This is a genomic window from Phenylobacterium sp. T106 (genome assembly GCF_057219735.1).
In genome coordinates this window covers 233,794-260,379 of record NZ_JBXVWA010000001.1, presented here as the reverse complement: position 1 = coordinate 260,379, position 26,586 = coordinate 233,794, and the positions used below count along the sequence as shown (strand labels likewise).

General features: G+C 69.9%; 21 protein-coding genes. 9 read left to right on the top strand and 12 right to left on the bottom strand.

The features are described from left to right. Positions 1-14 precede the first annotated feature (14 nt). The gene (locus AC2D8W_RS01265) at positions 15-1,661 is read right to left on the bottom strand and encodes an acetolactate synthase large subunit (RefSeq protein WP_484669994.1); all 1,647 of its coding nucleotides are present in this window, start codon (positions 1,659-1,661) and stop codon (positions 15-17) included. 178 nt (positions 1,662-1,839) lie between these two features. Here AC2D8W_RS01265 and gdhA point away from each other — a divergent pair, with 178 nt between their 5' ends. Beyond that, on the top strand, positions 1,840-3,198 hold the full coding sequence (gene gdhA / locus AC2D8W_RS01260) for an NADP-specific glutamate dehydrogenase (protein WP_484669993.1): 1,359 nt from the start codon (positions 1,840-1,842) through the stop codon (positions 3,196-3,198). Between the two features lie 85 nt (positions 3,199-3,283). Here the strand turns inward: gdhA and AC2D8W_RS01255 are convergent, their stop codons facing one another. Genes AC2D8W_RS01255 through AC2D8W_RS01245 form a run of 3 tightly spaced genes read right to left on the bottom strand, consistent with a single transcriptional unit; the run spans position 3,284 to position 8,485 of the window. Continuing rightward, positions 3,284-5,143 carry an FHA domain-containing protein gene (locus AC2D8W_RS01255; protein ID WP_484669992.1) on the bottom strand — a complete coding sequence of 620 codons (1,860 nt, stop codon included), beginning with the start codon at positions 5,141-5,143 and terminating at the stop codon, positions 3,284-3,286. Positions 5,144-5,147: 4 nt separating this feature from the next. Next, positions 5,148-6,026 carry a hypothetical protein gene (locus AC2D8W_RS01250; RefSeq protein WP_484669991.1) on the bottom strand — a complete coding sequence of 293 codons (879 nt, stop codon included), beginning with the start codon at positions 6,024-6,026 and terminating at the stop codon, positions 5,148-5,150. Positions 6,027-6,031: 5 nt separating this feature from the next. Continuing rightward, positions 6,032-8,485, bottom strand: a complete 2,454-nt coding sequence (locus AC2D8W_RS01245; RefSeq protein WP_484669990.1) for an NAD(P)-binding domain-containing protein — start codon at positions 8,483-8,485, stop codon at positions 6,032-6,034. A gap of 133 nt (positions 8,486-8,618) precedes the next feature. Between AC2D8W_RS01245 and AC2D8W_RS01240 the strand changes: the two genes are divergently transcribed. The 8 genes from AC2D8W_RS01240 to AC2D8W_RS01205 all read left to right on the top strand — a co-directional run bounded on the left by AC2D8W_RS01240 (position 8,619) and on the right by AC2D8W_RS01205 (position 16,250). Next, on the top strand, positions 8,619-10,595 hold the full coding sequence (locus AC2D8W_RS01240; protein WP_484669989.1) for a heme lyase CcmF/NrfE family subunit: 1,977 nt from the start codon (positions 8,619-8,621) through the stop codon (positions 10,593-10,595). Further along, positions 10,592-11,128: a DsbE family thiol:disulfide interchange protein gene (locus tag AC2D8W_RS01235; RefSeq protein ID WP_484669988.1), complete on the top strand. Its 537-nt coding sequence runs from the start codon at positions 10,592-10,594 to the stop codon at positions 11,126-11,128. Before AC2D8W_RS01240 ends, AC2D8W_RS01235 begins: the two co-directional genes overlap by 4 nt. Then, positions 11,125-11,589, top strand: coding sequence for a cytochrome c-type biogenesis protein (locus AC2D8W_RS01230; RefSeq protein WP_484669987.1), 465 nt, complete (start codon positions 11,125-11,127; stop codon positions 11,587-11,589). The genes AC2D8W_RS01235 and AC2D8W_RS01230 overlap by 4 nt, the downstream gene beginning before the upstream one ends. Continuing rightward, positions 11,590-12,798 (top strand): c-type cytochrome biogenesis protein CcmI, encoded by a 1,209-nt coding sequence (gene ccmI, locus AC2D8W_RS01225; RefSeq protein ID WP_484669986.1) that lies wholly within the window; start codon positions 11,590-11,592, stop codon positions 12,796-12,798. Between the two features lie 4 nt (positions 12,799-12,802). Next, positions 12,803-13,936 (top strand): ATP-binding protein, encoded by a 1,134-nt coding sequence (locus AC2D8W_RS01220; RefSeq protein ID WP_484669985.1) that lies wholly within the window; start codon positions 12,803-12,805, stop codon positions 13,934-13,936. 65 nt (positions 13,937-14,001) lie between these two features. Beyond that, on the top strand, positions 14,002-14,700 hold the full coding sequence (gene phoU, locus AC2D8W_RS01215) for a phosphate signaling complex protein PhoU (protein WP_293485083.1): 699 nt from the start codon (positions 14,002-14,004) through the stop codon (positions 14,698-14,700). Next, positions 14,697-15,389 (top strand): phosphate regulon transcriptional regulator PhoB, encoded by a 693-nt coding sequence (gene phoB, locus AC2D8W_RS01210; protein WP_293485081.1) that lies wholly within the window; start codon positions 14,697-14,699, stop codon positions 15,387-15,389. The genes phoU and phoB overlap by 4 nt, the downstream gene beginning before the upstream one ends. Before the next feature lie 69 nt (positions 15,390-15,458). Continuing rightward, entirely contained in the window at positions 15,459-16,250 is a 792-nt protein-coding gene (locus AC2D8W_RS01205) for a UDP-2,3-diacylglucosamine diphosphatase (RefSeq protein WP_484669984.1), read from the top strand. Between the two features lie 163 nt (positions 16,251-16,413). On the opposite strand, the gene AC2D8W_RS01200 is transcribed toward AC2D8W_RS01205, so the two are convergent. From AC2D8W_RS01200 to AC2D8W_RS01165, 8 genes are all read right to left on the bottom strand, one after another. Then, positions 16,414-17,499, bottom strand: a complete 1,086-nt coding sequence (locus tag AC2D8W_RS01200; protein ID WP_293485079.1) for a phosphotransferase — start codon at positions 17,497-17,499, stop codon at positions 16,414-16,416. Beyond that, a complete protein-coding gene (locus tag AC2D8W_RS01195) occupies positions 17,496-17,840 on the bottom strand; it encodes a nuclear transport factor 2 family protein (RefSeq protein ID WP_293485077.1) in 345 nt (114 codons plus the stop codon). Before AC2D8W_RS01195 ends, AC2D8W_RS01200 begins: the two co-directional genes overlap by 4 nt. Then, complete coding sequence (locus AC2D8W_RS01190; RefSeq protein ID WP_484669983.1) at positions 17,837-19,075, bottom strand: FAD-dependent oxidoreductase; 1,239 nt, start codon at positions 19,073-19,075, stop codon at positions 17,837-17,839. The genes AC2D8W_RS01195 and AC2D8W_RS01190 overlap by 4 nt, the downstream gene beginning before the upstream one ends. A gap of 591 nt (positions 19,076-19,666) precedes the next feature. Beyond that, a complete protein-coding gene (locus AC2D8W_RS01185; protein WP_484669982.1) occupies positions 19,667-21,163 on the bottom strand; it encodes a Ppx/GppA phosphatase family protein in 1,497 nt (498 codons plus the stop codon). Then, positions 21,144-23,357 carry an RNA degradosome polyphosphate kinase gene (locus tag AC2D8W_RS01180; protein WP_484669981.1) on the bottom strand — a complete coding sequence of 738 codons (2,214 nt, stop codon included), beginning with the start codon at positions 23,355-23,357 and terminating at the stop codon, positions 21,144-21,146. Before AC2D8W_RS01180 ends, AC2D8W_RS01185 begins: the two co-directional genes overlap by 20 nt. An 18-nt stretch (positions 23,358-23,375) precedes the next feature. Beyond that, complete coding sequence (locus AC2D8W_RS01175) at positions 23,376-24,953, bottom strand: CYTH and CHAD domain-containing protein (RefSeq protein ID WP_484669980.1); 1,578 nt, start codon at positions 24,951-24,953, stop codon at positions 23,376-23,378. A gap of 95 nt (positions 24,954-25,048) precedes the next feature. Beyond that, positions 25,049-25,768, bottom strand: a complete 720-nt coding sequence (locus AC2D8W_RS01170) for a P-loop NTPase family protein (protein WP_484669979.1) — start codon at positions 25,766-25,768, stop codon at positions 25,049-25,051. 38 nt (positions 25,769-25,806) lie between these two features. Beyond that, entirely contained in the window at positions 25,807-26,568 is a 762-nt protein-coding gene (locus AC2D8W_RS01165; protein ID WP_293485066.1) for an arginyltransferase, read from the bottom strand. Between the last annotated feature and the right edge of the window lie 18 nt (positions 26,569-26,586).

Below are 26,586 nucleotides of genomic sequence, written 5' to 3'. Positions count from 1 at the left end.
TGGCGTTCTGCCGTCTAGAGGGCCGCGCTCAGTTCCTTGATCTGCTTGTTGAGGATGGGATCGTTGTCCGAGTAGTCCACCGGGCAGTCGATCAGGTTTACGCCGGGAGTGTCCAGGCACCCGCGCAGCACCTTCGGCAGGGAGGCGGCCGAGTCGATCCGGAAGCCCTTGGCGCCGTAGCTCTCGGCGTACTTCACGAAGTCGGGGTTGTCGTAGGTGAGGCCCCAGTCCTTGAAGCCCATGTTCGCCTGCTTCCAGCGGATCATGCCGTAGGAGTTGTCGTTCAGGATCAGCACCGTGATGTTCAGCTTCAGCCGGACGGCCGTTTCCATCTCCTGGCTGTTCATCATGAAGCCGCCGTCGCCGCAGATCGCCATGACCTTGCGGTCGGGGTAGACCATGGCGCTGGCCATCGCCGAGGGCAGACCGGCGCCCATGGTGGCGAGTGCGTTGTCCAGCAGGACGGTGTTCGGCTTGCGGGCTGGGTAGTTGCGGGCGAACCAGATCTTGTAGACGCCGTTGTCGAGACAGATGATCCCGTCGTCCGGCATCGCCTCGCGGATCTGCTTGACCAGGTACTGGGGGTAGATCGGGAAGCGCATGTCGCCGTCGTACTTGGCGGTGTGCTCCACCTCGGCTGCGCGGGCCTTGTGCATGGCCGAGAAGTCCCAGCTGGACTGGGGAAGGATGTCTTCCTTGATCTGCCAGATGGCGTTGCCGATATCGCCGATCACCTCGTACTGCGGGAAGTAGACCGGATCGACCTCCGCCGAACGGAAGTTGATGTGGATCACCTCGGTGCCGCCGCGCTGCATGAAGAACGGCGGCTTCTCGATCACGTCGTGGCCGATATTGACGATCAGGTCGGCGGCCTCGATGGCGCGATGCACGAAGTCGCCCGCCGAGAGCGCGGCGCAGCCCATGAACTTGGGGTTCATTTCGTCGACGACGCCCTTGCCCAGCTGCGTCGAGACGAAGGGGATTCCCGTCTTCTCGATGAACTGGGTGAGCATGCGGCTGGTCATGGTGCGGTTGGCGCCGGCGCCGATCACCAGGATGGGGCTCTTGGCCTGCTCGATCCGCTTGGTGGCGGCGCGGATCGACTTCTCGTCCGCGACCGGGCGGCGCGCGTTGCTCTTGGACAGCGGCGTCGAGTCGGTCTGCTCGTCGGCCACGTCCTCGGGGAACTCGATGTGGACGGCGCCCGGCTTCTCCTCCTCGGCGAGGCGGAAGGCCTCGCGCACGCGGCTCGGGATGTTGTCGGCCGACGCAAGCTGGTGCGTGTACTTGGTGATCGGCTTCATCATGTCGACCACGTCGAGGATCTGGAAACGACCCTGCTTGGACTTCTTGATCGGCTTCTGGCCGGTCAGCATCATCATCGGCATGCCGCCGAGCGTCGCGTAGGCGGCCGCGGTGACGAAGTTGGTGGCGCCGGGGCCGAGGGTGGCGACACAGACGCCGGTCCGGCCGGTGTGGCGGCCGAAGGTGGCCGCCATGAAGCCCGCGCCCTGCTCATGGCGCGTCAGGATCAGCTTGATCTTCTTGGAGCGGGAGAGGCTGTCGAGGAAGTCGAGGTTCTCTTCGCCCGGCACGCCGAAGACATACTCGACGCCTTCTTCCTCAAGGCATTGCACGAACAGATCGGAAGCCTTGGTCATCGTATTCCCCCATCCCAGCCAGCTTTGAGTTGTCGCAAATTCCTACGACTTGTGAAGCCTGAAAGAGGCGCCGCCTCACGTGCGTCCGTGATTGCCGCTAGCCCGTACGAAATTCGCGGCTAAGGTTCCGCGGGAAGTGCGGGCAGGGCGATCCGGCCCAGCCGAATGGGGGAACTACATGGCAGTCAGCGACCACGTCGATCTTGCGACCTTCATCGAAGGCGTGAAGCGCCGCAATCCGGGGCAACCCGAGTTCGTGCAGGCGGTTCAGGAAGTCGCCGAGGACATCTTCGACTTCATCCAGGACAAGGAAGAGTATCACAAGGCGCAGATCCTGCGGCGCATCGCCGAGCCGGACCGCGTGATCTCGTTCCGCGTCTGCTGGGAAGACGACAACGGCAACATCCGCGTCCAGCGCGCCTGGCGCGTCCAGAACAACAACGCGATCGGCCCGTACAAGGGCGGGATCCGGTTCCACCCCTCGGTGACCGAGGGCACGCTGAAGTTCCTGGCCTTCGAGCAGACGTTCAAGAACGCCCTCACCGGGCTCCCGATGGGCGGCGGCAAGGGCGGGTCGAACTTCAACCCGAAGGGCAAGTCCGACAACGAGGTCATGCGCTTCTGCCAGAGCCTGATGATCGAGCTCTACCGCCACGTCGGCGCCGACGTGGACGTGCCCGCCGGCGACATCGGCGTGGGCGCGCGCGAGATCGGCTACATGTTCGGCCAGTACAAGCGCATCACGAACCACTTCACCGGCGTCCTCACCGGCAAGGGCCTGGAGTACGGCGGCTCGCTGATCCGCACCGAGGCCACCGGCTACGGCGCGACCTACTTCCTGCAGAACATGCTGAAGACGCAGGGCAAGGACATCGCGGGCCACTCGGTCGTGATCTCGGGGTCGGGCAACGTGGCCACCCACGCTGCTGAGAAGTGCACCATGCTCGGCGGCAAGGTGCTCACGCTCTCGGACTCGGAAGGCTTCATCTACGACCCGGACGGCATGACCCAGGAGAAGATCGACTGGGTGAAGGACCTGAAGACCCGGCGGCGTGGCCGCATCAGCGAGTACGCCAAGGCGTTCAAGGGCGCCGAGTTCCACGCCGGCAAGACCCCCTGGGGCGTCAAGTGCGACCTGGCGCTGCCATGCGCCACCCAGAACGAGCTCAAGGGCGCCGACGCCGAGGTCCTGCTCAAGAACGGCTGCATCGCGGTGTCGGAAGGCGCGAACATGCCCACCGACCTGGACGGCGTGCACAAGTTCAAGGCGGCCGGGATCCTGTTCGCGCCGGGCAAGGCGGCCAACGCCGGCGGCGTGGCGGTCTCGGGCCTGGAGATGAGCCAGAACTCGGCCCGCATCTCGTGGAAGGAAGAGGAGCTCCAGCGCCTCCTGGTGGACATCATGTCCGGCATCCACGAGCGCTGCGTCGAGTACGGCGGCCGGCCGGGCTCGAAGGTCGTCGACTACGTGAAGGGCGCCAACATCGCCGGCTTCAAGAAGGTCGCCGACGCGATGCTGGCCTACGGCGTGGTGTAGGTCAGCTCGACCATCGCCGAACCAAGCGCGCCGCCTCGGGACACCGAGGCGGCGCTTTTCTTGTGCGGAGGTCGCCGGGCGCGGGTCAGGCGCCCGGGCGGCGGGACATCATCTGCGTCCACCGCAGCGTGTTCAGCGGCGGGTGGCCCGGCTTGGGAGTCGCCTGCCCGGGCTGGTGGAACGCGTGGCAGGTCGTGCAGTCGGCGTCGTCGGCCGCTGCGATCTTGCTCGTGGGCTGGCCGTGGCAGGTCGTGCACTTCGCCAGGTCCGGCACCAGGACGTCCGAGGCGCGGTCGGACGTCTGGGCCTTGTGGCAGTCGGCGCATTTGAACGCGCCGGCCTTGCCGGTCTTGCCCAGCGCCCCGTGCTCGGCGATCGAGTGGTCGAAGGCCCCGCGCGGCATGTATCGCTGCGTGAGCTTCACCGGCGCCATCTTCACGACGTCGCCTTCCCAGTCGATGGAATGGCAGTCGTAGCAGGTACCGCCGGGCGAGAAGGTCGTGCGGTAGGCGCTCGCGCCCGAGGCCGCGAACATCGTGGGCCGGATCGTGCCGGGCCGCTCGCGGCCGGCGCCGCCGGGCGCGGCGAGCGTGCGGCCGGCGAGGGTGTCTACCACCTTCTGCAGCTCGCCGTGCGGCAGCAGCTTCAGCGAGCCGTCGGCGTTCCGCGCATAGGCCAGGCTGTGGCACGTGCCGCAGTCCTTCTCCATCTCGATGGGGCGGAAACCGACGCCCTTGGCCTCGTGGCAGGAGCCGCAGTCCAGCGGGCCGCCGTAGCCGGCGGCCTTGCCCAGTTCGATGGCCTGGCGGGCGACGCCGCCCCGCGGATCCATGTGCATCCGGTGCGGGAAGGTGAGGCCGTTGCGCTCCTGCGGTCCGGACGTCAGCGCCACCCGCTGGAACTGCGGCTTCGGGCCGGCCGCCGTCATGATCAGCGGCTTGAAGGCGGGGTGACGGTTCCAGTCCGGCGTGTCGACGAGTTCGGTGTCCGACAACCGCATCTTGAGGCGCGCGTGGCAGCTCTGGCAGTCGTTGACGACCACCAGCGTCGGCTTGTCGGTGAGCGGCGCCGCGGCGTCGACCGGCTTGGCCGTGGGCTTGGTGTGCTCGATGTGGCAACTCGCGCACCGGTCCGTCGGATGGCCCACGGCGCGCTGGATGACCGTGCTGATCTTGGCGCCGATGCCGTCGGGCAACGGCGTGCCCTTCGAGAGGCGCTCGCGGGGCGCGTGGTCCACCACCAGCAGCGGCTGGAAGGGGCTTCCGGCGTCCTTGGCGCGCGCCAGGGCCTTCGGTCCGGACTCGCCCGCCTGGTGGCACGACAGGCAGGCGTCGTCACGCACCGCCACGAAGGCGTTGGCGTGGCACGACTTGCAGTCGTTCTCGAGGAACGCGTGCGCTGTCGAGAGCGGCCCGCTCGACCACTGCTCGTCAGGGTGGATGAGCTTGTTCTCGTTGAACCAGAGCACCGCCAGGAGCGGGACCAGCAGGCAGACGAGGAAGATGCCCGACCCGAACGCCCAGGCCATGTTCCGCCGGCCGAACACCCGCGACTGCAGCGAGAACACGGACGGCGTGAGATGGCGCTCGTCCGCCTCGCGCGTGACCGTGATGACGACGCCTTCGCCCTCGCCGGGCTCCAAGGCGAGGGTGTAGCTCGCGATCCGCACGACAGGGCGGCTGGCGGCGCCGAGGTCGGCGCGCGGCACGGCCTTGCCGTTCACTTCGACGGTCAGGCCGGTGGCGGCCTCGATGCTCACGCGGCCGGGCCCGGTGAACCTCAGGCGGGCGTGGATGGGGTCGACGCTGAGGTCCGCCAGGACGATGTCGTTGTCGGCCCCGCGGCCGATCGAGGCCTGAGGCCCTTCGACGCGGCGCTCGCGGACGATCGGGTCGCCCCCGCCGGCGCGCTCGGTGATGAGCTTGAGCTGGAAGTCCTGCGCCACCGGATCACCAGTACGTGAAGACGGACACGATGTGCGCCGTCAGCGCCGCCAGCAAGGCGAAGGTTGCGGGTATGTGCACGAAGAGCCAGCCCTCGAGTACGGCGGTGATCTGCATCTGGCGTCGCGCCAGCGCCAGGGTCTCGGCCTTCTGCTGCATGACCTGCTCGATCTTGGTCAGAGCCTCGGCCTGCTTGGCGCTGGTGGGAGAGGGAAGGTTGCGCAGCCGCGCCAGGGCCCGGCGGTTCGCGCAGTCGTCGTAGCTGCCGGTCAGGCGCTTCCAGAACCCGCCGCCCAGGTCGGTGTCTTCGATCGACAGGCGCACGACGGCCGCGCCTTCGCGGTCGAGCGGCTGCGCCAGCTCGTGCAGCTGCCGGTCCTGGCTCTCGATCATGTCCAGCATCTGCCGGCGCGTGGTCTCGCCGCGATTGCCGTGCAGGCGCTCGGGGAGGGTGGCGTAGGCCCAGATCCCGACCGCCCCGGAGGCGATCACCAGCATCATCAGGGCGTACGCCAGGGTGTGGATGTTCCAGCCGAACTGGAAGCCCGTGTGGAGGGTCGCGATGACGATGAGGGACAGGCCAAGGTAGACGTGGGCCGACACCCAGGCCTTGAGCGAATAGTGTCCGGCCGTGATCACCCGCTTGCGCACGCCCAGGCACGCCAGCCAGACGATGAGGCCGGCGCCGATCGTGCCCAGGAGATAGCCCAGCCAGCTGCCCCCGCTGGGCGGCTCGTTCAGCCGGATCGCGGTCAGCCAGTAGACCCCGATGACCACGACGCAGAGCCCCGTGGCGACCTGCGCCCACAGGAACCCCTTGTGGCGGAGGAACCCTTCGTGGGTCCTCTGCCTGACGCGTTCTGTATGCCCCCCGGCCTGCGTCACGACGTCTACCCGGCCTTCTCTATGCGGGCCACGGAGAGGAAGGCGTCGGGCGTCACCCGGATCGCCGCCCCCGTTGGACAGGCTCTCACGCAGGCCGGGCCCCCCGCCTTGCCCGAGCACATATCGCACTTGATCGCCAGTTTCGGACTCTCGCCGCCTTCGGCCTTGGCGGCCTTCTTGCGCCACTCATAGGGCGGCTGGCCGGGGCCGGGCCCCTTGCCGAACAGCATCCACTCCCAGAGCGGCGGCTTCTTCGGCGGCGGCTTGTCCATCTGGATCACGCCGTAGGGACATGCGCGCTGGCAGTTGCCGCAGCCGATGCAGGTCTCGTTGATGAACACCTCGCCGTCCGGTCCCCGGCGGATCGCATTGGGCGGGCAGTCGCTCATGCAGTGCGGATGCTCGCAATGGCGGCACGAGGTCGGCACGTGGATGTTGGCGAAGGTGGTGCCGGCCTCGCGGTTCAGGCGCGAGAGCCCGTCGTGGCTGTCGGCGCAGGCCTTCTCGCAGTTGTCGCAGCCGACGCAGAGGCTCTCGTCGATGAGGAGCACGTCCGTGGCCTCGCCGATGCCCTGCTTGATCAGGAAGTTGGCGACCGAGGAGTACATGTCGACGGCGCCGCCGAACTCCTCCTTCTGGCTCTCGATGAACTCGTTGATCTCGCGCCGCGCCCGCATCTCGTCGGTCATGCGCTTGGCGAGTTCGGGCTTGCGGGCCAGCAGCGCGCGGAACGGCTCCGCCGGCAGCTTGACGACGGTGGAGCGGATGGCGGCCTTCACCGTGGCGACGCGGGGGCTGCGCTCGATCATCGCCATCTCGCCGGAGTACGAGCCGGCGGGGACGTAGGACATGAACACGGGCTTTCCGCCCAGGTTCTTCTCCACGATCATCGAGCCGGAGCGGATGATGTAGAGGTCGTCCGAGATGTCCCCCTCGTTGATGATCGCCTCGCCGGGTTTCACCTCGAACACCTCGGCGCCCGCGAGCACCTCGGCGATGTCGGCCGGGGTCAGGCCGGACTTGAAGATCTGCAGCACCTGACGCTCGGTGGTGATGCGCTGCACCGTCTCGCGGGCCTGCGGCACCTGGCTCATCAGCTTCAGGGCGGCCATGCGGGGGATTTCGACGCAGATCGTGGGCTCGGCGGCGCGGATCGTGGCGCCGCGCTTGCGGCCAGAGATCAGGCCGACCTCGCCGAAGATGGAGCTCTCGCCGATCGGCACGGTGATGTTCGGGTTGGAGGGGTCGACCTCCACCTTCACGGAGCCCTCGGCGATGCCGAACAGGGAGGATCCCGGCTCGTTGCGCACGAAGATGGGCTCTCCGGCCTTGTAGGCGCGGACCTGGGAGTCCAGGAGGAATTCCCGCATCTGCAGGGGCGAGAGGCCGTTCAGGATCTCGACCCGGCTGCGCAGGAACTCGAGCCACTCCGAGACGCTGCGGCGCCCGGGGAGCCCCTTCAGCTTCTCCTGCAGCAGCGGCTCGTCGGCGGGTTCCAGGGTGGTGTTGCCGCTGATGAACTCGACGACGTCGTAGCCCTGGTTCATGCAGTGCTTGATCAGCGGGTAGCCCGCGAGCGCGCCAATCACGTAGATGCCCGGCTTGCTGGTGCTCTCGAACGTGGGCGTCAGCGTCGGGAAGGCGCTGCGGTCGGGGCTGGCGAACTGCACGCCGGCGGCTTCCACGAAGGCCCGGGGCGGCGCAGCGCCCATGCGCGCGATGATGCGGTCGCACTTGTAGCGGGTCTGGCCCTGCGGGGTGTCCACCGTCAGCCAGCCGGGCTCCACCAAGGCGGCCTGGGTCTCTGTCATGACGGTGATGCGCCCGGCGTCGCGGGCCGCGAGCAGCGCGTCCACGTTCGGCTTCTTCGCCGTCGGGAAGTCGGCGCCGCGGTTCAGCAGCGTGAGGGTGTTGTTCTGCCCGGCGTCGGCGATGAGGCCGAGCGCGTTCTCGATGCCGGCGTCGCCGCCGCCCACGACGGTGATGTGCTCGTCGGTGTACTCGCCGGGATCGTCGAGGCTGTACTGCACGTGCGGCAGGTTGCCGCCCTCGCAGCGCATCAGGTTCGGGTTGCCCTGGGTGCCCACGGCGAGAATCACGTTCTCGGCCTGGATGGCGCCGCCGGCCTTCAACTCGATCGTGAAGGCGCCCTTGTCGCCGCTGATCGCCTTCACCTCGGCGTTGAACCTCACGTTCACGCCGGCGGCTTTGACGTCGTTGTTCCACTGGTCGAGGATCTTCTCGCGCTTGCCCGCGTCGAACTCGCATTCCGCGCGCAGCACCAGCACGGACGGCGTCGCCATCACATGCTTGCCCTTCTGATAGCGGTAGATCGTGTCGGAGAGGTGGTCGGTCTTTTCGAGCAGGACGTGGCTGATGCCCTTCTTGGCCGCGCGCGCGGCCGCGCTCATCCCGGCCGGACCGGATCCGATGATCGCGATCTTATAGACTTCCGACATACCCGAACGCCCCCAGCACCGACGGCCCCCGCCGCACCGACTACGCCTTCACGGCTCTCCCCGGCACTGTAACATTTCCCAACCTAGCTGAACGCGCTACCACGCGCCGCATGTCGAGGGGAGCATAAAGTCCATGTCGGCGGAAGTCGGTCAGTTCGCGCTGATTCTGGCGCTCCTGCTGGCGCTCGTCCAGTCACTCGCGCCGCTCGTCGGCGCGTGGCGGGGCGATCGGGTGCTCATGGCGCTCGGCCGGCAGGCCGCCCTGCTGCAGGTCGGCTTCGTGACGCTGGCGTTCGGCTGCCTCGCGTACGCCTTCATGACCTGCGATTTCTCGGTGACCCTGGTCGCCAACCACGCCAACACCGCGCAGCCGGCCGCCTACCGGTTCGCCGCGACCTGGGGCAGCCACGAAGGCTCGATGCTGCTCTGGGTGCTGATTCTCGCGCTCTACGGCGCCGGCGTGGCGTTCTTCGGCGGCACGCTGCGCGAGACGCTGCAGGCGCGGGTGATCGGCGTTCAGGGCCTGATCGCGGTCTGCTTCCTGGGGTTCCTGGTCTTCACGTCCAACCCCTTCCTGCGGCTGGATCCCGCGCCCATCGAAGGGCGTGAGCTCAACCCGCTGCTCCAGGACCCTGGGTTGGTGATGCACCCGCCGCTGCTCTACCTGGGCTACGTGGGCTTCTCGATCGCGTTCTGCTTCGCGGTCGCCGCGCTCATGGAGGGCCGGGTCGATGCGGCCTGGGCGCGATGGGTGCGGCCGTGGGTCCTTGCCGCCTGGGTTCCGCTGACCCTGGGCATCACCCTGGGCAGCGCCTGGGCCTACTACGAGCTCGGCTGGGGCGGCTGGTGGTTCTGGGATCCGGTGGAGAACGCCTCGCTGATGCCCTGGCTGCTGGGCACCGCGCTCCTGCACTCGGCGCTCGTGCTGGAGCGGCGCGGCGCGCTGGTGAGCTGGACGATCCTGCTCGCGATCCTGACCTTCTCGCTCAGCCTCGTGGGCACGTTCCTCGTCCGCTCCGGCATCCTCACCAGCGTCCACGCCTTCGCCGTCGATCCGGAGCGCGGGGTCTACATCCTGGGCATCATCATCCTGACGACGGGCCTGGCGCTCGGCCTCTACGGCTGGCGGGCCTCGGCCCTGCGGCCCGGGGCGGTGTTCACCCCGGTCTCCCGCGAGGGCGGGATCATCCTGAACAACCTGTTCCTCAGCGTGCTCTGCGCCGTCGTGTTCTGGGGTACTTTCCAGCCGGTGTTCATCGAGCTGGCCAATGGCGACAAGATCTCGGTCGGCCCGCCGTACTACACGCTCAACTTCATGCCGTTCGCCGCGGCGCTCATGCTGCTCGTGGTGGCGGGGCCGATGCTGAACTGGAAGCGCGACGAGGCGAAGCGCGTCTTCCAGAGGCTGCGCATCCCTGCGGCGCTGGCCGCGCTGGTCCTGGCGGTCGCCGCCGTCGCGGGCGGCGTGAAGGGGCTGGTGACCGCCGGCGGCCTGGCGCTGGCGACCTGGCTCCTGGCGGGGTCGATCGCGATCCTGGCCCGGCGCTGGTGGGCGGGGCGCAGCTATCTGGCCCGGTCGATCCTCACGACGCCCAGGGCGATCGTCGGGCTGACGCTCGCCCATGCCGGCCTGGGCCTGCTGACGCTCGGCATCACCGGCGTGACCGCCTGGGAGACGGACAAGGTCCTCAACATGCAGCCCGGCCAGACCGTCGCCTTCGCCGGCCGCGAGCTCACCCTCACGACGGTGGAGACCACCCGGGGCCCCAACTGGGAGGCCCGGACCGCCCGGTTCGCCGTGAAGGGTCCGGGACCCGACTTCCAGTTCCGCAGCGAGCGGCGCTTCTTCCCGTCGGCCCAGTCGCAGACCACCGAGGCGGGCATCCGCGTGGGACTGAGCGGCAACCTCTATGTCTCGGTCGGCGAAGAGTCGGCTCAGGGCATCGTCGTGCGCCTGTGGCATCACCCGCTCATCATCTGGGTCTGGATCGGCGGTGTCGTGATGGCGCTGGGAGGCGCGGTCTCGCTCAGTGACCGGCGCCTGCGGATTGGATCCACCGCCAAGGCCGCCCCCACGCGGCCGCAACCCTACGCCGCGCCCGCCGAATGAAGCGTCTCCTGTTCCTGGCTCCGGCCGTGGCGTTCGTCGCGGTCCTGGCGGTGTTCTTCGCAGGCCTCGGGCGCGACCCCAGCCGGCTTCCGACGGTCTATCAGGACAAGCCGCTGCCGGCGTTCACCGCGCCGCCGCTCCGGCCCGGCGACGTGGGGCTGTCGGCCGCCGACCTGCAGACCGGCGGGCCGGTGCTGCTGAACGTCTTCGCCTCCTGGTGCGGGCCCTGCCGCGTCGAGCATCCGGTGTTCATGCGGCTCCGCGCCCAGGGCGTGATCATCCACGGGCTGAACTGGAAGGACCAGCCGGGGCAGGGGCTCCGCTGGCTGGCGGAGAATGGCGACCCCTACGTCCGGGTCGGCGATGATCCCACCGGCCGCATCGGCATCGAGCTCGGGGTGGCCGGCGTGCCGGAGACCTTCGTCATCGATAAGCAGGGCCGCGTGCGCTATCGGCACGTGGGCGCCGTGACGCCCGAGGTCTGGAGCGGGAAGATCGAGCCCCTGATGGCCAAGCTGAGGAGCGAATCGTGAGGCGCAACGCCGTCGCCGCTCTGGCCCTGGCCCTGATGGCCGGACCGGCCGCGGCCGTGAACCCGGACGAGCAGCTCGCCGATCCGGCGCTGGAGGCCCGTGCGCACAAGCTCAGCAAGGAGCTGCGCTGCGTGGTCTGCCAGAACCAGTCGATCGACGACTCCGACGCCGCGCTCGCCCGTGACCTGCGGATCATCCTGCGCGAACGGATCGCCGCGGGCGCGTCCGACGAGGAGGCCGTGGATTTCCTGGTGCAGCGCTACGGCAGCTTCGTCCAGCTCAAGCCGCCCCTGCGAGCCGACACCCTCGCGTTGTGGTTCGGGCCGCTGGGCGTCCTGCTCCTGGGCGGGCTCGGCGCCTACGCCTATATGCGCAGCCGTGCGCCGCAGAAGGTGGGCGCGCTCACCGCCGAGGACGAGGCCGAGGCCGCGCGACTGCTCAATTCCGACAAGGCGGGCTGAATGCTCTGGATGATCCTGACGCTGATGACGGTGCTTGCGGCGGTGGGCCTCGCCGTGCCGCTCGTGCGCCGCCGCGACGCCCAGCGCGCGCAGCGCGCCGACGCCGTGACGGTCCTCAAGGACCAGCTCGGCGAGATCGAGTCGCAGGCCGCCGCGGGCGTCATCGCCGAGCCCGAGGCCGAGGCGCTGAAGAGCGACCTGAAGCGCCGCGTGCTGGCCGAAGGGCGTCGCCCGGACGCGCCGGCCCGGCCGTTCGCCGAGCGCACCCTGCTGATCGTGGCCCTCGGCGTTGTCGCCATCGTCACGCTCGCGGGCACCGGGCTCTACCTGAACATCGGGCGTCCCGACGTCCCGGCGAAGCCCGCTCTGCCGAAGGCCGCCGCATCCGCCGGCGACCTGCCCGGAGACCATCCGCAGGGCGACGTGGGCGCCATGATCGCCATGCTCGAGCAGCAGATGGCCCAGCGGCCCGACAACGCCGAGGGCTGGCGCATGCTGGGCTGGTCCTACCTGCAGACGGGCCGCAACGCCGAGGCGGCCACGGCCTACGGCCGCGCGGTGGCGCTCGACCCCGACAACGCGGAGTACCTGTCGGCGCAGGGCGAGGCCACGGTGCTCAGCCAGGATGGGCAGGTGGGGCCCGCCGCGCAGGCGCTCTTCCGCCGCGCCGTGGCGGCCGACCCGGGCGATCCCCGGGCCCGCTACTACCTGGCGGTCGCGAAGGACCAGTCGGGCGATCGCGACGGGGCCATGAACGACTGGATCGCGCTCATCCGCTCCGCGCCGCCTGAGGCGCCGTGGGCCATGGAGGTCCGCGCCTTCGTCGAGAAGGTGGCCGCCGAGCGCAAGATCGACCTCACCGGCCGGCTCCCGCCGGCGCCGATGGCCCAGGGCCAGGCGATGCCGCCCGGCGTCGGCGCCGCGCCGCGGGGGCCCACGGCCGAACAGATGGCGGCGGCCCAGGACATGAGCGAGGGCGACCGCCAGCAGATGATCCAGGGGATGGTCGGAGGGCTTGCCGAGCGGCTCAAGCAGAACCCCCGCGACCGGGCCGGATGGGAGCGCCTGATGCGGGCGCGGATGGTCCTGGGGCAAAGGGATGAGGCGGCCCAGGCCTATCGCGACGCCACGCGAGCCTTCGCCGGCGCGCCCGCCGACCAGAAGGCGCTCCGCGACGCGGCGGCCCAGCTCGGCGTGCCGGGCGCCTGACGCCATGGGCGAGGCCGTCACCTCCGCCGGGGCCGGCGCGGCCGCCCAGATGATCCTGGAGCTGCTGCCGGAGCCGGTGATCCTCGTGCGCGGCCGGGAGGGCGAGGCGCCCGAGATCGCCTACGGGAATCAGGCGGCGCGCGAGGTGTTCCGGGTCGAGCTCGCCGGCGCGCCGCTCGGGGTGGCGCTTCGCCGTCCCGAGGTGTTGGAGGCGATCGAGGAGGCGCTGTCCACCTCGACGGGCGTGGAGGTCGCCTTCGAGACCATCGGCGTGCAGCCCCGCTACTGGCGCGCCTTCGCGCGGCCGCTCGAGCCGGTCGACGGGCAGCGTCAGCTGGTGGTGGTCCTGCGCGACGAGACGGATGCGCGGCGGACCGAGCGCATGCGCGCCGACTTCCTCGCCAACGCCAGCCACGAGTTGCGTACGCCGCTGGCGTCGCTGGCCGGGTTCGTCGAGACCCTGCGCACCCACGCGAAGGACGACGCCCAGGCGCGCGAGAAGTTCCTGGGCATCATGGCGCAGCAGGCCACGCGGATGGCCCGGCTCGTGGACGACCTGCTCTCGCTCAGCCGCATCGAGCTCAACGAGCACATCGCGCCTTCGGGCAAGGTCGACCTCGCCCGCACCGTGCAGGACGTGGCCGATGCGATCCGGCCCCTCACCGAGGAGCGCAAGGTCTCGATCGCCACCCGCGCCGGCCCTGGCGTGGGCTCGGTGACCGGGGACCGCGATCAGCTGGTGCAGGTGATCCAGAACCTCGTCGACAACGCGGTGAAGTACACGCCGCCAGGAGGGCGCGTGGAGGTGGCGCTGGAGGCCGCGTCGTCGCTCGAGGCCGCGCGGGCGCCCAGCCGCCCAGGCGTCGGGCTGTCGCTGCTCTCGCCGGACGCCGCCGACGGCCAGGGCTACGTGGTGCTGCGGGTGATCGACCAGGGCCCTGGCATCGCCCGCCAGCATCTGCCGCGGCTGTCGGAACGCTTCTATCGTGTCGAGGGACAGAAGAGCGGCGGGACGGGCCTGGGCCTGGCCATCGTGAAGCACGTGGTGAACCGTCACCGGGGCGGCCTGATGGTGGAGAGCGCGGAAGGCGAGGGGGCCACCTTCAGCGTCTATCTGCCGCTGGCGGCGGCGGGATAGGGCGACGCTGTCGCAAAAGTGTCGCCGGACCGCAGTACTTTGCCCGCGGACCGAGAGAGGGCTTCGTGACTCGTTCGTATCAGGCGGAACTGCGCCAGCTCGTGGCCGAGGTCATCCGCATGGGCGGGCTTGCCGAAGCCCAGGTGGTCGATGCCGTGGACGCCGTGGTCCGGCGCGACGTCCCGCTGGCGCAGGCCCTCATCGTCCGCGACCTGCGGCTGGATACGCTGCAGAGCGAGGTCGAACGCCGGGCGCTGGACCTCATTCGCCGTCACCGCCCGGGCGACGCCGACCTGCGTCGGGCGATCTCGACCCTCAAGCTGGCGATGAACCTCGAGCGTTGCGGCGACCTGGCGCGCAACATCGCCAAGCGCAGCCTGGTCCTGTCGGCCGGAGAGCCTGTGCTGCCCCTCACGGGCGCCATCGAGCGGATGGGACGTCTGGTGGCCGCGCGCCTGCGCGAGGTGCTCGACGCCTACGCCGCCGGAGACGTGGAGCCGGCGCTGGACGTCTGGCGACGGGACGGCGAGGTGGACGAGCACTACGAGAGCCTGTTCCGCGAACTCCTCGCGATGATGCAGAACCACTCCAACTCGGTGGCGGCGGGCGCGCACCTGCTGTTCGTGGCCAAGAACCTCGAACGCATCGGCGACCACGCCACCAACATCGCCGAGATCCTGCACTTCCAGATGACGGGCGAGGAACTGGTGGGCGAGCGCCCCAAGGTGAGCCTGCCTGAACTCGGAACGGAGGGCGGCGCGTGACGACGCCATACCTGCTGGTGGTGGAGGACGAAGACGCCCTCGCCACCCTGCTCGACTACAACCTCGTGAAGGAGGGGTTCCGGGTCGAACGCGCCGCCGATGGCGAGGAAGCCCTGCTGAGAGTGGCCGAGGAGCCGCCGGATCTGGTGGTCCTGGACTGGATGCTGCCCAAGGTGTCCGGCGTGGAGGTCTGCCGACAGCTCCGGGCCGGCGTGGAGACCCGCCGTACGCCCGTGCTCATGCTGACCGCCCGGGGCGAGGAGGCCGACAAGGTGCGCGGCCTCGACACCGGCGCCGACGACTACGTGGTGAAGCCGTTCGCCATGAGCGAGCTGGTGGCCCGCATCCGGGCGCTCCTGCGCCGCACGCGTCCCGAACTGCTCGAGGAGCGCCTCGAGTACGCGGACCTCGTGCTGGACCGGGCCCGCCACCGGGTCACCCGAAGCGGTCGCGACATCCATCTCGGCCCGACCGAGTACAGGCTGCTGGACTTCTTCATGCAGCGGCCTGGCCGCGTCTTCTCGCGGGAGCGGCTGCTCGACGCCGTCTGGGGCGCGAACACCTACGTCGAGGTCCGCACGGTCGACGTCCACGTGGGCCGGCTCCGCAAGGCGCTTCGCCAGAACGGGGAGCCCGACCTCATCCGCACGGTGAGGTCCGCCGGCTACGCGCTCGACGCGGACGGCTGAGCCGTCACCGCACCGTCATCGACTCGCCGGAGCCTCGGAAGCGGCTGGCCGTTGGGGGCTCGAAGCAACATGGACCACGACCCTGCCGTCCGCTGCCGGACGGCGTTCATTTCGGACACCCACCTGGGCACGCGCGGCTGTCAGGCCGAGCTCCTGCTCGAGTTCATCCGGGAGTTGGAGTGCGAGACGCTCTACCTCGTCGGCGACATCGTCGACGGCTGGAAGATGAAGTCGGGCTGGTACTGGCCGCAGGCGCACAACGACGTCGTTCAGAAGATCCTGCGGCTGGCGCGCAAGGGCGTGAACGTCGTCTACATCCCCGGCAACCACGACGACCGCGTGCGGGACTTCTGCGGCGTCCACTTCGGCGGCGTGGTCGTGGCCCGCGACGCCATCCATGAGGCCGCCGACGGGCGGCGCTACCTCGTCACCCACGGCGACGAGTTCGACGGCGTGGTGCAGAACGCCCGCTGGCTCGCGTTCCTGGGCGACTGGAGCTACCGCCTGCTGCTGGCGATCAACACCCACTTCAACCGCGTCCGCCGGCTCCTGGGCCTCAACTACTGGAGCCTCTCGGCCTTCCTGAAGCACAAGGTGAAGGATGCGGTGGCGTTCATCGACCGCTTCGAGGCCGCCATGGCCGACGAGGCCCGCCGCCGCGGCGTCCAGGGGGTCATCTGCGGCCACATCCACAAGGCCGAGATCCGTGACATGGACGGGGTGGTCTACCTGAACGACGGCGACTGGGTCGAAAGCTGCACCGCGCTCGTCGAGGATTTCGACGGCCGCTTCCGCATCGTGAACTGGCTTGCCGCCCGCAAGACGCTAGGTTCGCGCGCCGCGCTCGCGCTCGCCGCCTGAGGCGCAGAAAAAGACGGCCGCGACCGAGGGGAGGTCGCGGCCGTTGCGGCTTGGGGGCGCCGCTTGGAGAGATCTGCGAGGTAACGTCGGCAGACTAGCCGCCGGGCGTGTCGGCGCCGTGACGGATAGAAGACGCCTTCTCGGCGCCGCCGCGGGTTGGCGGTCAGTCGCCGCCGACGACGCCGTGGTCCCACATGTGGTCGGCGGCCGAGCCCAGCATCTGCAGGAACATGCGGTCGCCGCGCTCGGTCTGGGTGACGATCATGGCCGCGAAGAAGGCCGTCCCGAACAGGAGGTAGGCGCCGCGGGCATAGTGACGCCGCAGGTCGTCCATCCCGTAGCCCTGCACGCCGAGGCCCGTGAGGGTGTCGAGGTAGAGCTGCAGGAACTCGTCCTCGTGCGCGCGGCGGACGTCGCGGGGCAGGGCGCCTGCCAGGAAGTAAGCCAGGTCGGTGGGGCCAGACCCGTACGCATACGATTGCCAGTCGAGCACCGTGACCGGGTAGCCGCCCGCCGCGGTGGCGAACATCATGTTGTCGGGCCGGAAGTCGTTGTGCGTCAGGCAGCGGGGTCCGTCGTGCGACGCGCCGAGGCTGCCGAAGCGGGGCGCGAGCCACTCGCCGGCCTCGATCCACTCAGGGGCCAGGTGCGGGCCGTAGCGGCCCTTGAAGGCCTCCCACAGCATCTTCACCGCGTCGGGGTTGGCCGCGCTGGCCGGCGCCGCGCGCGAGCCAGACACGAAGGGCATGTCGTCGAGGGCGTCGTCGCCCCAGTGGGACGCGTGCAGCTTGGCGGCCTCGATGGTGACCAGGCGCGCCTGCTCCAGGCTCACGCCCTGCAACTGGTCGCCCTGCTCGGCGGGCGCCAGATCCTCCATCATCAGCACGAACTCGCTGGTCGCCTCGTCGACATCGGTGAACCAGCACCTGGGCGTGTGGATCAGGGCCGTGGGCGCCAGGCGCTGGTAGAAGCGGACCTCGCGCACATAGTTGCCGAGCGCGATGCCGGTGTTGCGGCTCTCGTCGCCGGCCGCGGGGAACTTCCCCACCAGAGACGCCGGGGCGCTCTCGCCGCCGCGTTCGTACTCCAGCTTGAAGCGCACGCTGTCGCCGATCTGGCCGGTGCCCACGCCCTTGGCCGTGAAGCTGCGGACGACCGCGTCGACGCCGGCGGACTGCAGCACGGCCGTCAGCCAGGCCGCGTCGATCGCCTCGGGCCGGCGGATGTCGGGTCGGGCGAGGACGGTCACAGCTGGTGCACGTAGACTTCGTTGAGCGCGATCCTGTCGCCGTCGAGGATCACCAGGTCGAACCCCCGCATCCGTCCGCCGCCTTCGATGTCGCAGTACCAGCGGCCGCAGAATCCGCCGGGGATCGGCCAGGTTTCGTCGGGCGTGTAGGTCATCTTCGGCGTCGCGCCGAACAGGCCGGTCAGGTACTGGCGCAGCGCGGCGGCGCCGGTGAGGCCGGCGGCGGTCTGCGGGTCCTTGTAGACGCAGTCCTCGGCGTAGAAGGCGCACAGGCGATCCACGTCCTTGTCGCTCCACGCCTTCAGCCAGTCGGCGTTGTAGGCGGCGATGTCGAGGCTCATGCGGGCTCTCCCATGACGCGGTCCCAGGCTTCCTGCGTGAAGGCTTCCGCCGGCAGCGCCTCCGGCCCCGCCATGACGGCGAAGCCCTGGACCTTGAAGCTGGGGTCGGCGGCGGACTTGGCGAAGACGCGCGCGCGGCGGGCGCGGGCGGCCTCGTCGAACTCCATGTCGAGCGCCGCCTGCATCCGGGCCGCGAACCGGAGGCGCCGCATGCGCTCGGCGCGCTCCTCGGCGTACGGCGCGAAAGACAGCCCCGCCCAGTCCTCGGTTTCCTTCAGCAGCTCGCTGACGATCCGCACGTCCCGGTAGGTGATCGACAGGCCAAGTCCCAGGATGGGGTCGTTCCATCCCGCCGCGTCGCCCACCAGGACGACGCCCGGCGCGAACGGCTCGTCGGTCCAGGAGTCGTTGTTGAAGTAGCTGAAGAGCGGGCCTGCCGGCTCGCCCGAGACCAGGTGGCGGTTCTGCGGGCTGCAGCTCATGGCGAAGGCGTCCAGGAAGCGCCGTGCGCCGTCCGGGCCCTTGAACCGCTGGGCCTGGTCGAGCGCGTAGCCGCCGTAGATCCGCACCTTGCCGCCGCCCTGCGGGAAGGCGAGGAAGGCGAAGTCGCCCTCGGTGCCGATCGCCTGCATGTCGGCGGGCCATTCGTCCGCGCCGTCGATCAGGAGGCCCCCGAACCAGTGGTGGGGCTTGTCCTGGTGCAGCGTGATGCCGGCCGCCTCGCGGACCTGCGACGTGCGGCCGTCGGCGCCCACCAGCAGGCGCGCGGTGGCGGTGAAGGTCTCGCCGTCGACCTCGTAGACGACCCTGGGCGTGGCGCCGCCCTGAAGCTCGGTCACGCGGGCCTGCCGCAGCGTGACGGCGCCGGCGGCGGACGCGGCGTCGAACAGCGTCTGGCAGTGGTGCGGATGGCCGAGGCACAGCGGTCCGGGCACGTCGGGCCGGAAGATGCCCAGCGGCAGCGTCCGGGCCTCGGCCGCTGCCGGGTCCAGGGTCTCGTCATAGGTGACGTGGCGGTGCAGGTGATGGCCGCCGGCTTCGATCAAAAGGTCGTAGAGGCCGACGCGCTTCACCTCGTCGACGCCCCAGGGCGCGATCCACTCGCCGCGCACCCGGTCCTCATAGGCCGCGGACTGCTCCAGGACGAGGACGGACGCCCCGGCGCGCGCCATGACGGTCGCCAGAGCCGATCCGCCGATCCCGCCGCCCACGATGATCAGGTCATACGCCGACACGTCCGTACTCCGCTTGAGGCCTCGCCCGACTCTATTGATCCGCCTTACCCGGGGGCCGGCAAGCGCAGCGTGCGGCCGCTGAATCTGCGGATAAGTCCAAGCCTCGGGAAAGACGGCCGTTTGGCGAACGCTCCTCCGGCGCTCCACAGGTCCTCCACCCGCGGCGCCACCGTCGCTCCACAGCCCCGCGCCGTGCGGCGGTTGCGCCCCGGGCGGGCCTCTGAGACGCTCCACTTGCCGAGAGGGACTGCGGCGCGGCGGACCGGGCGACCGGAACGCGGAGCGGGCAGGAGGCTCTCCAGGGCAGGCGGTGCGACACGGGGGCGACCCCAGGTGGCGCCGGCGGTTCCGGAGGTGGCACGGAGGGTGCGGTCGACGCCGAGCTGGGTTCGCCCAGCGAATCGAGACGGCCATCCACCTCGAAGGCTCAGATCCCCCAACGGATCTGGAAGAGAGGGCGGGGTTCCGGGCGACCGGGGCGCCGCCCTCTTCGTATGGACCCTGCGACCCTGCCGCCCGTCAGCACCCGCTCGAGGGCCATGGCCGAAGGTTCGGGGATGGGGGCGCCTCGCGGCGGCCCCCCTCTTCGCGTCAGCCCATCTCGAGCTTCAGCTTCAGCGCCTGCGCGAGCGTCTGGGCCCGGCGCGTCGTCTGCTCGCCGAGCAGCATGTCTTCCCAACCCGCCAGCACGTTCAACGCCAGGCGATCCCCGCGGATCGTGACGCCCGACTTCTCGAGCAGACGCGGGTTGTGGCCCGAGAGGTCGCAGCCCAGCCGTATCGCGGAGCCGAGCGCCCGCGCTCTCTGCCGGCGCTCGGCGCTGAGCACGCGCGCCACCGTCGGGTGGGGCGGCTGCGCGGCCGAGTGGCGCGAGAAAGCGACGGCGGCCAGGAAGACGCGTTCGGGATGCCGCATGCCTGCCAGAGGCGCGCGCAGCACCTGGTCGAAGGCCAGATCCGCCCGATGGTCGGGGTGGAGCCGCGCGCCGAGGTCGGCCAGGCGGCAGGCGGCGGCGACGAGGACCCGGTCGCGATCCCCGAAGAGCGGCGGCAGGCTCTCGAAGAGAGGCCCGACCCATGCTTCCAGCGCATGTCCCAGCACCGGCGAGATTCCGCGCTGCGCCGTCAGCGCCTCGCAGCCCTCGATGAGGGGGTCGAGGCGGCGGACCTCGGGGGACATGGCCTCGAGAAGCATGCCTTCCCGCACCCCATAGGCGCTCACCACCACCTTTTCCACGCCCAGCCGCTCGAGGACGCGCTCGAGCACCAGCGCAGCGTAGGGCAGCGTATCGAAGCGCTTCTTCGAAAGGCCATCGATGCCTTCGAGCGACGAGCGGGACTGCCGCTGGACGAACCGGGCCAGATCCAGCGCATCGCTGCGGCCGATCTCGTACTGATGCGCCACGTGCAGCGGATAGTCCGCCAGCTGCATGTGCAGCAGCGCGAGGTTGCGCCAGGCGCCGCCGACGGCATGGAACGCCGGGCTCGCGAAGCGCCGGGCCAGGGGCGCGAGATGCTCGTCGACGATGCGGCGCGTGCGCTCGATGTTCAGGCTCTTGGGAGCGCCCAGGGAGAAGGGTCCCAGGGGCAGCGTCACGCCCTCCGGATTCGTTACGCCCCCGAGCCGGACCAGCTCGAGGCTGGAGCCGCCCAGGTCGCCGACCACGCCGTCCGCGTCCGGCTGGCCGCACAGCACGCCCAGGGCGGCGTAGCGGGCCTCCTCCTCGCCCGAGAGGACGCGGACGTCGAGGCCCGTCTCGTCGAGGACGCGCTTCAGGAACGCGCGCCCGTCCGCCGCCTCGCGCACGGCGGCGGTGGCGACCGCGCTCACCTCCTCGGCGCGCCAGCCTTCGAGCAGGGCCCGGAAGCGTCGCAGGGCGCCCACCGCGGCCTCCACGCCCTCGGCGTTCAGCCGGCCCGTGGCCGGAAGGTCGCGGCCCAGTCCGGCCACCACCTTCTCGTTGTAGATGGTCCAGAGGGCCCGGCCGTCCACCCGGTAGATCACGAGGCGGACGGAGTTGGATCCCACGTCGATGACCGCGGCCTGCCGGCCGTCGGAGCGCGGCGCGCTATCCTCGCGAGGCCACATTTTCGATCGCGCGCGGCATGTCCTTCACTCTCTGCCCACGACCGGAAAGGCTCGGATTGGTCATGAAGTACTCGTGCGCCGAGAAGGCGTTCGGGTGGTCCCAGGCAGGATCACGCCTATAGCCGCCGTCGCCGTCGAGGGTCCAGCTTTGCGCTTCGTCCTTCAGGTTCGCGAGCATGATCTGCTGCAGCACCTGCTGGTGGACGGTGGGGTTCTCGACCGGCGTCATGCACTCGACGCGCCGGTCGAGGTTGCGCGGCATCCAGTCGGCCGAGGAGATGAAGACCCGGGCGTGGGGCGAGGGCATTGCGTGGCCGTTGGCGAAGGCCACGATCCGCCCGTGCTCGAGGAACCGGCCGACGATGGACTTGACCCGGATGTTCTCGGAGAGCCCCGGCAGGCCGGGACGCAGGCAGCAGATCCCGCGAATCACGAGGTCGACGGGAACGCCCGCCCGGCTCGCCTCGTAGAGCGCGTCGATCACTTCCGGGTCGACCAGCGAGTTCATCTTGGCCCAGATCCCGGCCGGCCGGCCGGCGCGCGCATTGACGCTTTCCTCGCCGATGAGCCGCAGCAGGTCCCGCTTCATGGTGACCGGCGAAAAGGACAGCCGTTCAAGGCTCACCGGCTGGGCGTAGCCGGTGACGTAGTTGAAGAGCTTCGCCGAGTCCCGGCCGAAGGCGGGATCGGTCGTGAACAGCGACAGGTCCGTGTAGATGCGCGCGGTGATCGGGTGGTAGTTGCCGGTCCCGAAGTGGCAGTAGGTGCGCAGGACGTCGCCCTCGCGCCGGACGACCGTCGAAAGCTTGGCGTGCGTCTTGTACTCGATGAAGCCGAACACGACGTGCACGCCGGCCCGCTCGAGGTCTCGCGCCCATTTCAGGTTCGCCTCCTCGTCGAAGCGCGCCTTGATCTCGACGACGGCGGTGACGTTCTTGCCGTTCTCGGCGGCCTCGATCAGGGCCGCGACGATGGGGCTGTCCTGGCTGGTGCGGTAGAGCGTCTGCTTGATCGCCAGAACGTTCGGATCGCGCGCCGCCTGGCGCAGGAACTGGACCACCACGTCGAAGCTCTCGAACGGGTGGTGGACCAGGATGTCCTTCTCGCGGATCGCGGCGAAGCAGTCCCCGCCGTGGTCGCGGATGCGTTCCGGGAACCGCGGCTCGAAGGGCTTGAACTTCAGGTCGGGGCGGTCGGCCGGGATGATCTGGGTGAGCTCGTCCAGTCCCAGCAGGCCGTCGAAGACGATGACGTCCTCGGGCTCCACGCGCAGGCTCTGCAGGATGAAGCTGCGCAGCTCCTCCGGCATGTCGTCCTCGATCTCGATGCGAACGACGGAACCCAGGCGCCGCTGCTTCAGGCGCGCCTCGAACTCGCGCACCAGATCCTCGGCCTCTTCCTCCATCTCCACGTCGGAATCGCGGATCAGCCGGAACACGCCCTGTTCCTCGATCTCGCAGCCGGGGAACAGGTGGTCGAGGAAGAGGGTGACCATGCTCTCCAGCGAGATCACCCGTCGTTCGGCCTTGCGCCGCGTGCTCTGGCGGCCGGGGGCGATGTCCCAGAACCGCGCCACCTGGGCCGGCAGCGGCGCCAGCGCATAGAGCTGCCGCCCGTCGGCGGTCCGGCGGATCTTCAGCACCAGCGAGAACGCCAGGTTCGGGATGAACGGGAACGGATGCGCCGGATCGATGGCCAGCGGGGTCAGCACCGGAAACAGGTCGTTCAGGAACCGTTCCTCGAGACCCGCGCGCTCGGCGTTGGTGACCTCGGCGGCGGAAACGTACCGCAGGCCCTCGGCGGACAGCTCGGCGCAAAGCTCGCGCCAGCGGGTCTGCTGGTCGGCCATGAGCTCGGCGGCGGCCGCGTTCACCCGGACCAGCTGCTCGGCCGCGGTCAGGCCGTCCTGGCTCACGACGCGTATGCCCTCGCGGACCTGCGCCTTCAGACCCGCGACCCGCACCATGTAGAATTCGTCGAGGTTGTTGGCGCTGATGGCCAGGAACCGCAGCCGTTCGAGCAGTGGATGCCGCGGGTTCATGCTCTCGGCCAGCACCCGGCGATTGAAGGCCAGCCACGAGAGCTCGCGGTTGAAGAAGCGCAACGGCGAGCCGGACAGGTCCTCCATCGCGAGCGGACCGGCGTCAGCCGGCGCGGGCGTGTTGGCGCTGATCGGAACGGCGTCGTTGGGCATGCAGACTCTCGGGCGGCGTCAGACGCTCTCTAAACGTGGTCTCGAAAGGTTAAGGTCCTCATGATCGTCCGGGGCCGACCAGTAGGGCTTCAACTTCCGATACGCCTTGAACGTCGCGTTGGCCGCGTCGACGGCGTCATCTTCGCCTCTCGCGATGCGCCCCACCTCAAGCCCGGCCGCGAACGCGAGCTCCCCGCCACGCCGCCCGACAGCCCGCGCGGCCACGGTGCGGGCGACTGCGATGTCGTTCAGCAGTCCCAGCCGGTCCTGCAGGGCCCGCAGCACCGTCATGAAGCGCGCGCGTCGCTTCGGATGCTGCGGGAAGGTCTCGCCGAAGAAAGCGGCGGCATAGCGGAGCTTCTTGGCCTCCTTGCGCAGGTCGTGCCGCGCCTCCGGGTCGAGCCGCCGGAAGCCGTGCGAGCGGCGGCGCAGGCGCCGGTCCTGGCGGTCCATGACGGCGGCCGCAAGCGCGGCGGCCGATCCCTCGCGCAGGCGCCGGGACCGTTCGTTCGCGAGACCCTGCCACGCGCCGACCTCGATCCACTCGCCGAGCGTCACGAGGAGGCTGCGGAAGCGCTGGGAGCGGACGGCCGCCAGGGCCTTCTCATAGGCTTCGGCCTGGGCGTGACGCAGCGCGCGGAAGAACGCCGCGCGGCCGGCGCTTTCCTCGATCTCGTCGGGCGTCGCCGCGAGCTGCAGGAACACGTCGAGGTCGCGCGCCTCCGAGAGTTCGCCGGCGAGCCACCGCGTCTCCGAGCGCGCCAGGTTGAGCCCGTTCGGGTCGAGCATGTTCCGGAAGACAGACAGCGCCGCGCGCAGCCGCCGCAGGCCCACCCGCAACTGGTGCAGGACGTCCGGGTTGTGGGCCCGCTGCAATAGGCGCGCATTGCCCGCGATCTGGACGAGGGCGTCGCGTGCGATCGACTGGAACGCCGCCCCTCCGGTCGTGTCCGGGCCGATGGCTGATGCCTGGGCCTTGAGCGCCGCGACGCCGTCGTGGCCCGCCAGCCGGTAGCCCCGCTCGGCCTTGCTTTCGAACGACAGCGTCAGCGCGGCGCGCTGCTGAAGGTCGCGCGCGAGGTCGAACAGGTCCTGCTGGCTGCCCGAGATCAGCTCCAGCTCCAGTTCCGCGACCGGCTCGGTCCGCTCGCCGGCCGTGATCACGCCGGTGTCGAAGGTGACCTCGATGTGGATCTCGCCACGCACCCACGCATGCGTGCGCCGCTCGACCTCGACGGTGAAGGCCGGGTTCACGGCGGCGTCGGCCAGCACGTTCGCGGCCGGCGTGCCCGCAAGGGCGGCGAGGTCCAGGTCCGGGCCGGCGACTTCGGTCTCCCACTCGTCGCGCTGGAAAAGGCCGCCGCCGTTCCGGTGCTTGAGCGTCTGGATGTAGGTTTCGTCGCTTCGGCGGACGCGAAGGCTGAAGCCGCCGTCCCGCAGCCTGTGATCGGCGGTGTCGAAATAGACGGCGTGCAGGCGGGCGGTGCGAGCCGCCTCGACGGGGAAGAGCGCCTGAAGGGCTTCGACGGCGCCATCGCCCAGCTGAAACTTGAGTTCCAGCTCAGGCGCCGCCGTCCCTGGGCCTGGCGCAAGCATCCGAACGTCCCGAAGCCGTGGCCCCGCCGCCACGGGTCGAACCAGTGGAGGAAAAAGAATCGGTTTGTCTATCGCGCCGGAAAATATTTCGGCCCTCACAGGTCGAGTTGCTGCGCGTCCTCGAGAATCTGCCGCGCCAGCACGCGGGTGACCGGCCGGAATCCCGCGTCGCCGGCCTCGTCCAGGCGGCGCACGATCTCCTCGGCGTCGGGGATCGACCGGTTCATGCGCGCCAGGAGGTAAGGATAGACCTCCTTGGGCGGCCGGATGTTGCGGTTCCGGAAGAAGCGCCGCAGCACGCCCTCGAGCACCGCATCGTCGGGCGGGGCGATCTCGGCCACCGGCAACGCGTTGAGGCGAGACCGCAGGTCGGGCAGGTCGGTCTGCCAGGTGGCGGGCCGCGTTCGGGCCGTCAGCAGCAAGCCGCCGCCGGCGCGGCCCGCCAGGTTGATCAGGTGGAAAAGGCCCTCGGCCGAGAAGCCGCGGTCGACGTCCTCCAGCAGAACCGGCCGGCCCGCGGCGGCCGCGAGATCGGGCGATTCAGGATCTGTCCGCGCAGCCTCGGCCCGCTGAGCCCAGGCCTGGGCGATGTGGCTCTTGCCGACGCCCTGCGGGCCGATCAGCGCCAGGCACCCGCCGGGCCACCGCGGGTAGGCCAGGACGGCGTCCACGGCGGTCGCGTTGGACGGGCCGAGCTCGAAGTCGCCGAAGGAGGGAGGTGTCTCCCTTCCGAGGTTCAGCCGAAGCTGCCGCGCCATGCGCTTGATCGAGGGGCTGACTTCACGCCCGCAGTCTATGAGCTTCTCGGACGGCATGCCACAGGTTGCGAACGCCGCCCCCGGGTTTCACAGGGTCAGGCCGGACGCACCGGCAGGTCCCGCGCCGCGGCCAGCGTCCAGCCGTCGGGCTTGAGGAGTTCGATGGGGGAGAAGCGGGCTTTGTAGTCCATCTTCTCGGAACCGCGGACCCAGTAGCCCAGATACACATAGGGCAGCGCGGTGAGGCACGCCTGGACGACATGGTCCAGGATCATGAACGACCCGAGGCTGCGCCGGGCGAGGGTGGGGTCGTAGAAGCTGTAGACCAGCGACAGGCCGTCGCTCATCAGGTCCACCAGGGCGCAGGCGATGAGGTCGCCCGGACCGCCGTCCCGTGTCTTGAGCCGATACTCGATGATGTGCGTGCGGACCGCCGTGTCCTCGACCATGGCGACATAGTCGGGCCAGGTCATCTCGGCCATGCCGCCGCTGGCGTGGCGCGCCAGCAGGTAGCGGCGGAGCAGATCGAACTGCTCCATCGTCGCCTCGGCCTCGACGAGGTGGCGCTCGATGTCGGCGTTCCGGGCGAGGATCTTCCGCTCGGAGCGCGAGAAGACGTAGTCGGCGGCGGGAAGCCGGGCGGAGACGCAGGCGGAACAGGCCTCGCACGCGGGCCGATAGGCGATGTTCTGCGACCGGCGGAAGCCGACCTGGGTCAGGCTGTCGTTGACCTGGGCGCCGTCCGACAGCGGCAGGTGGGCGAAGACTTTCCGTTCGAACCGCTCGGGCAGATAGGGACACGGCGACGGCGCGGTCAGGAAGAACCGGAGCTGTCGGGTGGGAAAATGCTGCGTCACGGATCCGCGGTCGCCCTT

Excerpts from the sequence above, each read along its gene's own strand:
- AC2D8W_RS01170 (WP_484669979.1), bottom strand. The coding sequence starts at position 25,768 with ATGCCGTCCGAGAAGCTCATAGACTGCGGGCGTGAAGTCAGCCCCTCG.
- AC2D8W_RS01265 (WP_484669994.1), bottom strand. The coding sequence starts at position 1,661 with ATGACCAAGGCTTCCGATCTGTTCGTGCAATGCCTTGAGGAAGAAGGC.
- AC2D8W_RS01180 (WP_484669981.1), bottom strand. The coding sequence starts at position 23,357 with ATGCCCAACGACGCCGTTCCGATCAGCGCCAACACGCCCGCGCCGGCT.
- AC2D8W_RS01195 (WP_293485077.1), bottom strand. The coding sequence starts at position 17,840 with ATGAGCCTCGACATCGCCGCCTACAACGCCGACTGGCTGAAGGCGTGG.
- AC2D8W_RS01220 (WP_484669985.1), top strand. The coding sequence starts at position 12,803 with ATGGGCGAGGCCGTCACCTCCGCCGGGGCCGGCGCGGCCGCCCAGATG.
- gdhA (WP_484669993.1), top strand. The coding sequence starts at position 1,840 with ATGGCAGTCAGCGACCACGTCGATCTTGCGACCTTCATCGAAGGCGTG.
- AC2D8W_RS01205 (WP_484669984.1), top strand. The coding sequence starts at position 15,459 with ATGGACCACGACCCTGCCGTCCGCTGCCGGACGGCGTTCATTTCGGAC.
- AC2D8W_RS01240 (WP_484669989.1), top strand. The coding sequence starts at position 8,619 with ATGTCGGCGGAAGTCGGTCAGTTCGCGCTGATTCTGGCGCTCCTGCTG.
- ccmI (WP_484669986.1), top strand. The coding sequence starts at position 11,590 with ATGCTCTGGATGATCCTGACGCTGATGACGGTGCTTGCGGCGGTGGGC.
- AC2D8W_RS01185 (WP_484669982.1), bottom strand. The coding sequence starts at position 21,163 with ATGTGGCCTCGCGAGGATAGCGCGCCGCGCTCCGACGGCCGGCAGGCC.
- AC2D8W_RS01245 (WP_484669990.1), bottom strand. The coding sequence starts at position 8,485 with ATGTCGGAAGTCTATAAGATCGCGATCATCGGATCCGGTCCGGCCGGG.
- AC2D8W_RS01235 (WP_484669988.1), top strand. The coding sequence starts at position 10,592 with ATGAAGCGTCTCCTGTTCCTGGCTCCGGCCGTGGCGTTCGTCGCGGTC.
- AC2D8W_RS01175 (WP_484669980.1), bottom strand. The coding sequence starts at position 24,953 with ATGCTTGCGCCAGGCCCAGGGACGGCGGCGCCTGAGCTGGAACTCAAG.